This is a genomic window from Mariprofundus ferrooxydans PV-1 (assembly GCF_000153765.1).
Lineage (GTDB): Bacteria > Pseudomonadota > Zetaproteobacteria > Mariprofundales > Mariprofundaceae > Mariprofundus > Mariprofundus ferrooxydans.
This window is the reverse complement of the sequence record NZ_DS022294.1, coordinates 1,465,049-1,473,749: the sequence shown is the minus strand read 5'-3', so window position 1 is coordinate 1,473,749 and position 8,701 is coordinate 1,465,049. Positions and strand designations below refer to the sequence as shown.

General features: G+C 52.2%; 9 protein-coding genes, 1 tRNA gene and 2 rRNA genes (1 of these 12 only partly in view). 8 read left to right on the top strand and 4 right to left on the bottom strand.

What is annotated here, in order from left to right; translation table 11 throughout:
• The first annotated feature begins 158 nt into the window (after positions 1–158).
• From dnaQ to SPV1_RS06725, 7 genes are all read left to right on the top strand, one after another.
• On the top strand, positions 159–905 hold the full coding sequence (dnaQ, locus tag SPV1_RS06750) for a DNA polymerase III subunit epsilon (protein ID WP_018294297.1): 747 nt from the start codon (positions 159–161) through the stop codon (positions 903–905).
• A gap of 182 nt (positions 906–1,087) precedes the next feature.
• Positions 1,088–1,161, top strand: a tRNA-Gly gene (locus tag SPV1_RS06745).
• Positions 1,162–1,222: 61 nt separating this feature from the next.
• Positions 1,223–1,843 (top strand): ATP-binding cassette domain-containing protein, encoded by a 621-nt coding sequence (locus SPV1_RS06740; protein WP_009850391.1) that lies wholly within the window; start codon positions 1,223–1,225, stop codon positions 1,841–1,843.
• Positions 1,840–2,619 carry a hypothetical protein gene (locus SPV1_RS06735; RefSeq protein WP_009850390.1) on the top strand — a complete coding sequence of 260 codons (780 nt, stop codon included), beginning with the start codon at positions 1,840–1,842 and terminating at the stop codon, positions 2,617–2,619. Before SPV1_RS06740 ends, SPV1_RS06735 begins: the two co-directional genes overlap by 4 nt.
• Positions 2,619–2,813 carry a DNA gyrase inhibitor YacG gene (locus tag SPV1_RS14160; protein ID WP_009850389.1) on the top strand — a complete coding sequence of 65 codons (195 nt, stop codon included), beginning with the start codon at positions 2,619–2,621 and terminating at the stop codon, positions 2,811–2,813. Before SPV1_RS06735 ends, SPV1_RS14160 begins: the two co-directional genes overlap by 1 nt.
• Positions 2,800–3,246, top strand: a complete 447-nt coding sequence (locus SPV1_RS06730; protein ID WP_009850388.1) for a hypothetical protein — start codon at positions 2,800–2,802, stop codon at positions 3,244–3,246. Before SPV1_RS14160 ends, SPV1_RS06730 begins: the two co-directional genes overlap by 14 nt.
• 167 nt (positions 3,247–3,413) lie before the next feature.
• Entirely contained in the window at positions 3,414–3,980 is a 567-nt protein-coding gene (locus SPV1_RS06725) for a Maf family protein (RefSeq protein WP_009850387.1), read from the top strand.
• Here the strand turns inward: SPV1_RS06725 and SPV1_RS06720 are convergent, their stop codons facing one another.
• Entirely contained in the window at positions 3,981–5,123 is a 1,143-nt protein-coding gene (locus tag SPV1_RS06720; RefSeq protein WP_231288314.1) for a helix-turn-helix transcriptional regulator, read from the bottom strand. It lies immediately after the preceding gene.
• Positions 5,124–5,264: 141 nt separating this feature from the next.
• Between SPV1_RS06720 and SPV1_RS06715 the strand changes: the two genes are divergently transcribed.
• Entirely contained in the window at positions 5,265–5,630 is a 366-nt protein-coding gene (locus tag SPV1_RS06715; protein WP_018294295.1) for a response regulator, read from the top strand.
• Between the two features lie 164 nt (positions 5,631–5,794).
• Here SPV1_RS06715 and SPV1_RS06710 read toward each other — a convergent pair whose 3' ends face one another.
• The 3 genes from SPV1_RS06710 to SPV1_RS06700 all read right to left on the bottom strand — a co-directional run.
• A complete protein-coding gene (locus SPV1_RS06710; RefSeq protein WP_009850384.1) occupies positions 5,795–7,693 on the bottom strand; it encodes an ATP-binding protein in 1,899 nt (632 codons plus the stop codon).
• A 199-nt stretch (positions 7,694–7,892) separates the two neighbouring features.
• Positions 7,893–8,007 (bottom strand): 5S ribosomal RNA (rrf, locus tag SPV1_RS06705).
• An 81-nt stretch (positions 8,008–8,088) separates the two neighbouring features.
• A 23S ribosomal RNA gene (locus SPV1_RS06700) occupies positions 8,089–8,701 on the bottom strand; it runs 2,329 nt beyond the window's last position.

Below are 8,701 nucleotides of genomic sequence, written 5' to 3'. Positions count from 1 at the left end.
CAGATTCCGACCACCGAGAACAAACCGGGCCAAGTCCTGATTCTGCTGCCAAAGTCTATCGAGAGCGTAAAATCCCATGCGCTGACAACTGTGCCTTTTTCACCCGCCCCGCTGGTTCCGACATTGGCAGAAGTGAAAAGCAGGCTATACTGCCGGACATGCGACTGATCATGCTCGATACAGAAACAACCGGACTCTCTCCGCTTAATGGCGATCGCATGGTCGAGATCGGTGCGATTGAAGTACTCAATCGCAAAGTCCTCTCCGGCGACAAACATGTATTCCACCGCTACATCAATCCGGAACGCAATATACCGGACGAAGTCGTACGCATTCACGGCATCGATAATGCCAAGGTCAAAGACCAGCCCACATTCAGGGAAATTGCTCAGGAGTTCCTCGACTTCATTGAGGGCGCCACGCTGGTGATTCACAATGCCCCGTTCGATCTGGGCTTTATCATGAACGAACTGCGCATCAACAATTTCCCGGAAATTGGGCACATGCAGGTCATTGATACGCTCGTATTTGCCCGTGAAAAGCATCCGCACCAGAGAAACAACCTGGATGCGCTCTGCGACCGCTACAATATCGAACGTGGCCATCGTGAACTGCACGGCGCACTGCTCGATTCGGAGCTGTTGGCCGAAGTTTATCTGGGCATGACGGGCGGCAGACAGTTTTCACTGGGCATGGATGCCACACGCCTGCCGGCATCGGCCTTTGTACAACTGCCTGAAACATCACGCGGACGCTCTGAAAAAGCTGAAACAGCCAGAATCATGCGCCGCAAGGCACTGCACATCCCGGAAGAAGACCTGAGCGCACACCATTTGATGCTCAAACGCATTCATAAGGAGAGCGGCGGCCAATGCATCTGGCAACATGCCGAAACAGCCGCATAAATCGCAACACCCGACACTATAAGCTTTCCATCCACACAACAGACTCAGTAAAAAGGGGGCCGCTTTTTCATACCTGACCCCACTAACCCGCGTAACAGGCAAACCAGCGCAGCACATTAAAATTGACCTTTGCAATTAACATGAAAAAGGCCACCATTCCGGCCGTTGTTTTAATGATTTTCGCGGGTGTCTTACAATGGTAGTAAAGCAGCTTCCCAAGCTGAGAACGAGGGTTCGATTCCCTTCACCCGCTCCATTTTCCTACCCATGATGCATACAGTGAAGACCACTCATACCCTTCTGCACGGCTTGTCTCTATGAACGCTGCAGCCCACCACCTTGAAATAAGAGGCGATGAGCACGCCCTGCGTGCTGCAAGCGGTGAAATCATCCTGCTTTCAGGCAGGAACGGCTGCGGTAAAACACTATGGCTGCAAAGGCTCGCGAATCTCGAACCTCTGCCAACAAACATCCATGCCGTCATTGATCAAGCCCCCCTCTCAAAACAGTCTGTACGCATGCTCAGCGAGCAGTGGCCGGCAATATGGCTGGGCCAGAGCATCGATGAAGAGATACGCTTCGGCCTGAACCAGCAGCCTGATCAACAGCAGGTCAGCGCTGCGCTAAGTCGCTGGGGGCTGCACGATCTGGCTGCGGAAACACAAGTGACTACCCTGAACCGACTGCAGGCCATACGCGTCAGCCTTGCCGCAATCAGCATGGCAACCCCCACACTGGTGCTGCTGGACAATCCTACCGATGCCCTGCCACAACATGATGCCGCAACATTGATAGCCGACATCTCCGACTGGGCACTGGATTCAAAAACAATCGTAGTTGTTGCCTGTAATCGCTGGCATGATTGGCTTCCGGCAACATCGCAGCACTGGCAGATTCATTCGCCGGACCTGCTGCCACAGGACAGAGGACACGCATGACAGAAATGGTTAACTTTTCATTTGCCCTGAGTCCACGTATGCGCTCATTTATAGAGCTGCGCGATGCCTTGGCCTGCCTGGAAGCTGCTCGCATAACGCAGCATGGCGCAAGCTGGCTGCATGCCGCATGCGATTTGCGCGCATCCTTGCTGGGCGACCAGGGTCGCAAAAATGCGATCCCTGAGGTCATTGCCCTGTTTACCGATTTGCAGCTTCATCTCAATCAACTGGCTGCAGACGCACCGCACTACTCCAGCAGTATTCAGATCGCCTGCGACAAAATAAAGGCCCACATGACGCAACTACAGCCGGGACTACCCGATGCGTGTCACTTTCTGGCTGAAGATGCTCTGATCAATGCCTATCTGAACACCCAGAAGAAGCACGACTGGCTGGGACACAAGCTCTGCATGCAGCAGAGTATTCACGCCATCTGGCAGCAGTCCGACCCGCGCACGCTGCCGCTGCACGCAGCACTAAAACCCCTCATCGAGGCCGTTGATTACCTGGATAAAATGCTCAACGATTTCGTTCAGTGGAAACAGTGTGTAGCCACACATGGTACCGGGCACATTACGCCCGATCGGGGAAAATCGTTCGGGCTGCTTGTCATCTCCCTGCCGGCGGATGTAGTTGCCCGTGGCATTATGCCTGATATTTCCGGCAATCGCCTGGCCATTCGCATCCGCTTTCAGCTATGGACTCCGGGTTCGCCACCATGCGACTATGACGGCGACCAACCCTACTCCATGATGCTGGTTCCGGTGGGCATGTAATGAGCGAAGCAAAGACCATCCGCTTCCGCTGCCCTGTCTGCCGCAAGGAAACGACAAGGGACTCCGAGGATTTCCCCTTCTGCTCATCACGCTGCCGGATCATTGACCTCGGACGATGGGCTTCCGATGAATACAGTATTCCCGGCGAGCCCGTCTCCCCGCACGAACTGGAACCTGGCGATGACTCCTATTAAACAGGCCGTTATACCTCCCGCTCAAATTTACATCGGCATCAGTGCGGCACTACTCGCCCCGGTACTGTTTTGGCCTCTGATTCATAACATCACAGACAACGGTCTGAATCCAGCCCAGAATATCCACCATATCTGGCTGATCATGGCCTGCGCGCTACTCGTCTGCGCGGCCACTGCCGATTCGGTAATCGGCTATCGGCCAGATAACAGCTGGCCGGCGATTTCCGCCGCATGGATACTGTTTACAACCCTCGGCATCTCTTTCTCACTGCGCCTGCCTGATGGCGACTGGTTGCTGGCCCTGATGTTTGCACTCCACAGCCTGCGCGCCATGGTCGCACTTTGGCGCAACGGACAACACTGGCGCCTGTGGCCGGCCTGGGGCAGAGACACGCTGGCATCTGCAGCACTCTTCTTCTGGTCGATGTTTTAGGAGTCTATCGGACTCATGAGAAACCTACTGCGCGGCAGGAATGGCGGCCCAAAATATCCTGATTCATCGTCACATAGTCACCACTATGTTCCTCAAAACCATGCTATTTTTGACTCGCCCTTCCACCTGCTCGCTACGATCACCCTAAGTCCGACAGGCTCCTTGATGTGCAGCTGATTCTTGCCTCAACATCGCCCTATCGCCGCGCACTGTTACAACGACTGGGCATGCCGTTTGAGCAGATAAGTCCCGATTTTGAAGAAACTGCCTCCGGCAGTATGTCGCCGAATGAGCTGGTAAAACATAATACACTGGGCAAAGCACGCAGCGTCCTGAAATGTCTACCCGCTGCAACCATCATCGCCTCCGACCAGGTCGCCGTATGCGGCGATATCGTGCTGGGAAAACCGGGCACTGTCGCGAAGGCGGAAGAGCAACTACAGCTACTATCGGGGCAACGTGTCACCTTCCTGACCGGGCTGTGCCTGATGGATGCAAACGGCTATCGCTACGAGACAATCCCTTATCACGTCTGTTTCCGTCAACTAAGCAAGGATGAAATCAGCTACTATATTGAAGCGGAGCAACCGTTGGACTGTGCGGGTAGTTTTAAATCCGAAGGGCTCGGCATCAGCCTGTTTGAAAAGATGGAGGGGGACGATCCTACAGCCCTGATCGGCCTGCCCCTGATTCGTCTGAGCCAGTGGTTGCGCCCGCTGGAATTGCGCTCTTAATTAATCGGGGTTATGAATAACAACCGGAATACTGCGCAGTAGCGCCACCAACTCCGCCTGTCGGCTGGTGTAGGTCTTCTGGAAGATCAGCTTCAGGTAGCCGCGTGCAGTATGCAGGCTTATCCCGGCCTGCAATGCATAACGTTCCATACTGCTGCCGTCGGACAAACCAATTGCCAGATTCGCCTCAGCCGGTGTCAGGCCGTATAGTAATTGTAACAGATCCGGCTCCAACCCCGATCCTGCCCCTCCCGTTGAGATCATCACGGCTGCATATACGCCGGTCTCCTCCGTAAATGCAGAGTGAATATGCGGATGCAGGGCGATGGCAATCACAGCCATCCCCGGGTCACGACCGTCACCCATGCGTAACGTCATACCACTGGCCCTTTGATTCCCCTGTTTTCCCTGCTCCACCGCACTCCTGATCAACCGCGCCAGATCCTGCGTTGCGCCGGAAGAGGGACCAACCATCTTACCGGAGATAACACTCAACACATGTGTTGTTGCCAGAATCGCTCTGGCCTTGCGATTCTGGTAAACCAGTGCCGCATTACCATCGAAGAGTAAAATACCCGAGTTGAGCTTATGCATCGCCTGTTCAAATCCCACAGAGTAATTCTTCAGCTGCTCAATCGTATGATATATCTTGAAGGCCTGCTGCACATGCGGCAACAGCAGTCGTGAGCTATCCATTAATCGCTCATAACTGGGCTGCGCATGCAACGGACAACAGATCACCATATGTACAATATAACCGTTCTCTCTGAACAGAAGGTCAATCACTTCAGGAGAGTTTTTATCGCCATGGAGTACTTCTGATGCACTCTCCATGGGCAACAATTGATTATTACGGAACAGGTAGAGTTGCCCTACAACAGCCCGTTTCTCAATATCTCTCAGATTCTCCAGATAGGGCTTGAGCCGACCGAAATGTGCTGCATAAAGTTGCAGCTCGTCATCACCTGCATCCGGCACTGCCTCACAAACAACGTGGTAGTTTACCCTGTCGACAATGTGAACCCCACACGACCGACAACCATAATATTTTGACAACTGACTCAGGAAATACGGCAATGACTCCTGCCTGGAACACAAGCCGTACAATTCCATCACAAGCGCATTAAAAACAGAAATCTCCAACTTCCCTCTCCTGCCGACAACCATCGGAAGACCCATCTGATACAAGTCGATTTATAGCCATCAACCTGCAGCACTTCACCCCTTATATGGGGGGTGAAAAGCAATCATACCCTTATATATTTCGCGGCCATGAGGGGAAACATGAGTCATAAGTCAAAAAAATTGTTATTGGTGGACGACGATCAGACAGTACTCAAGCTGATGACTGAGGTTTTGACGGACTTCGGTCACTGCGTAACCAGTGTGCCCAGCGCGCGCCATGCCCTGAACCATTTCACCTCTGCGGGGCAAGCCTTCGACCTGCTAATTACAGATATATGCATGCCGGGAATGAATGGTGTAGAGCTGATCAAGGCAGTTCGAGCCCACAATGGGACGCTCCCTATCATCGCCATCAGCGGATTCTCCGAGCCCGAGGATCAAAACGAAATCGCACACTATGATGCCAGAATGCTTACAAAACCCGTCGATTTCCAGACCCTGAAACAAACAATCGATGCGCTATAAACCAGCGCCCAACAATCTCTTCCATATCAGGCACTGTGTAGTTCGATCTCGTCGCATGCCTGATCCTGTCCGCCGCTGATTCACAAAGAGAGCCGACGCTAATCTCGTTATATAGTCCAGGATAACAACTGCGCTTACACATACGGCAGCAAACACGCTGAAAGCTATGTATCCAACAGATTCCTGATCACCACGCTGAGCTTCTCTATGCTGTAAGGCTTAGTGAGGACCGTGGCACTGCTTGTATCATCCGGCACAGTTGCTTTCATATCATAGCCCGTGGCATATATCACTTTAACATCAGGGCGGATTTTCCTTATACGCTCCATCGCGGCAGCCCCATCCAGCTTAGGCATCACCAAATCCATAATGACCAGTGCTATATCATCCTGATTGGTGGAAAAAACATGCACGGCCTCCATTCCGTCAGATGCGGTCAACACCTGATAACCCAACTTCCCCAGCACTTCCCGGCCTGTCTCTAGTACGTGCGACGCATCGTCTACAAGCAATATCATTTCGCCCTGCCCATGGACAATCGCATTCTCGTCCGGGGCTGCGGAATCAAACTGATCAACATCCAGCATCGGCAGATAAACATGAAAGGTTGAGCCTTCACCCACGATGCTTTCCACATAGACCATGCCGCCGTGCGCCTTGATCGCGCCAAATACCATCGCAAGCCCGAGCCCCGTCCCTTTTCCTACCTCTTTGGTGGTGAAAAAGGGTTCAAACAGATGTTCTAGCCGGGCTTCAGGGATGCCACATCCGTTATCCTCTACACTCAGATGAGCGTAATTCCCGGCAGTAAAATCTGCATGACTCTTAATAAAATCATCATCGGCCTTAAATGATTCCAGCCTGACGATAATGTGCGGATGCTGATTGCCATCCACTGCATCCCGCGCGTTATTGAGCAGGTTGATCAGCACCTGATGAATCTGTGTTCCATCGCCCCTGATATAGATAGGTTCACTGCAAACATTCGCCTTTAGTTCAATATTCTCCGGCATTGATACCGTCGAAAGCTTCAGCGTCTCCTTAATGAAAGGGGTTAATGGAAAAGTCTCGACCCGCACCTGACCTTTGCGGGCAAAGGTCAGCAACTGAGCGATCATATCGGCAGCCCGAAATGACAACTGTTCGACAGAGGAGAGTTTTTCTAAAGCATACGGATTATCCTGCATTGATTTTTTAGCCAGATAGAGGTTCCCCGTTATACCCGCCAGCATATTATTGAAATCATGCGCAATGCCGCCGACCAGTGTACCGATGGCCTCCATTTTCTGAGCCTGATGAAACTGCTGCTCAATGCTGAACAACTTCCGAGCCTGCGCTTTCGCACGAACATACAGAGCATACATAGCAAACAGGCCCGTCAGCCAGATCAGAAAGTAAGTCAGCATGTGGTTTCTCAGAGTTTTTTGCTCTGCATCGATGTACGGCTGCATGGGAACAGCAACCCCCACACCACCTCGGAGATCACCAACTTTGTAACCTTGCTCTGCATGACACTTTAAACAATCCTGCTGGATAAACAGGGGCCGCATCAAACGCAGATATGGCACGCCGTCTATTTCAGCGACCTCATGGACCTCTTTGTTGCCTTTTTGAAAAGAACGCAGTGCGTTGAGCTCCCATGCATCAGGCATGTTCCCCTGGTAAAACAGCTTGTCGGGGAAAGAGGTGATTTTGCCTTTTACACCATAAAGCCCCTCAAATTCATTCATCATCTGACGAACCATGTATGCCGGATTCATCAGGGTTAATTTCTTTCCGGATGGTGTTGTAATGTCACGTTCGGGAATATGAGCAAGGCGCGGATTAGGTGGCGTGTGCTCATCTGCAGGCACATATACTCCGCCATGGGATGCCCCCCAGAAACGGAATGCAGAGTCCTTATTGAAGTTTGCTCTTGCTGAGATGGCAACCAGACTCAGCGCCTGATCACGGCCGCTGATATAATCCCAGTAGAGAGCTGCAGAAAGTAACATCGTCCAGACAACGGCAGCGGAAGAGGCCAACTTGATCAGATGTCTGGTTTCCAGGTTGATATCACGCATCGTTTAGCACTCCGAGTTTTTACTCTAGATGTTTACATGTGAAGTAAAAGAAAAAACACAGGAGCAAGCGGCGCTGTCCCGCTGCGCGATAAGCAAGCTGCGGCATTAATCCGCAGCGCGATAGAACCCCTCTTGTTCTGCACAAACGAAAAAAAACCGCCAGGAGCATGAAGCTCGACTGGCGGTTTTTGTGATAAATTCCTGGCATTGACCTACTCTCCCGTAACGAACGCTACAGTACCATTGGCGCAAAAGAGCTTAGCTTCTGAGTTCGGGATGGGATCAGGCGTTTCCTCTTTGCTATGAACACCAGGAAACTGGTGGGCTGAACCATTAAGGTCCAACCATAGCTGGCTATTTTGTGATAATTCAAACACTCAATGTCTTAACGTTGCATGGTTAAGCCGCACGGGCAATTAGTACTGGTCAGCTCCATGCATTGCTGCACTTCCACACCCAGCCTATCAACGTGGTAGTCTTCCACGGCCCTTCAGGGAGCTTAAAGCTCCGGGAGAATTTATCTTGAGGCCGGCTTCCCGCTTAGATGCCTTCAGCGGTTATCCGTTCCAAACGTAGCTACCCTGCAATGCTCTTGGCAGAACAACAGGAACACCAGAGGTTTGTCCATCCCGGTCCTCTCGTACTAAGGACAGATCCTCTCAATTCTCCAACGCCCACGGTAGATAGGGACCGAACTGTCTCACGACGTTCTAAACCCAGCTCACGTACCACTTTAATCGGCGAACAGCCGACCCTTGGGACCTGCTCCAGCCCCAGGATGTGATGAGCCGACATCGAGGTGCCAAACTCCCCCGTCGATATGAACTCTTGGGGGGAATCAGCCTGTTATCCCCGGCGTACCTTTTATCCGTTGAGCGATGGCCCTTCCACTCGGAACCACCGGATCACTAGAACCGACTTTCGTCCCTGCTCGACTTGTCAGTCTCGCAGTCAGTCTCACTTATACTCTTGCGCTCAATGGTTGATTTCCGACCAACCTGAGTGAAA

Coding starts and splice junctions, on each gene's coding strand:
- dnaQ (WP_018294297.1), top strand. CDS start 159: ATGCGACTGATCATGCTCGATACAGAAACAACCGGACTCTCTCCGCTT.
- SPV1_RS06740 (WP_009850391.1), top strand. CDS start 1,223: ATGAACGCTGCAGCCCACCACCTTGAAATAAGAGGCGATGAGCACGCC.
- SPV1_RS06735 (WP_009850390.1), top strand. CDS start 1,840: ATGACAGAAATGGTTAACTTTTCATTTGCCCTGAGTCCACGTATGCGC.
- SPV1_RS14160 (WP_009850389.1), top strand. CDS start 2,619: ATGAGCGAAGCAAAGACCATCCGCTTCCGCTGCCCTGTCTGCCGCAAG.
- SPV1_RS06730 (WP_009850388.1), top strand. CDS start 2,800: ATGACTCCTATTAAACAGGCCGTTATACCTCCCGCTCAAATTTACATC.
- SPV1_RS06715 (WP_018294295.1), top strand. CDS start 5,265: ATGAGTCATAAGTCAAAAAAATTGTTATTGGTGGACGACGATCAGACA.
- SPV1_RS06710 (WP_009850384.1), bottom strand. CDS start 7,693: ATGCGTGATATCAACCTGGAAACCAGACATCTGATCAAGTTGGCCTCT.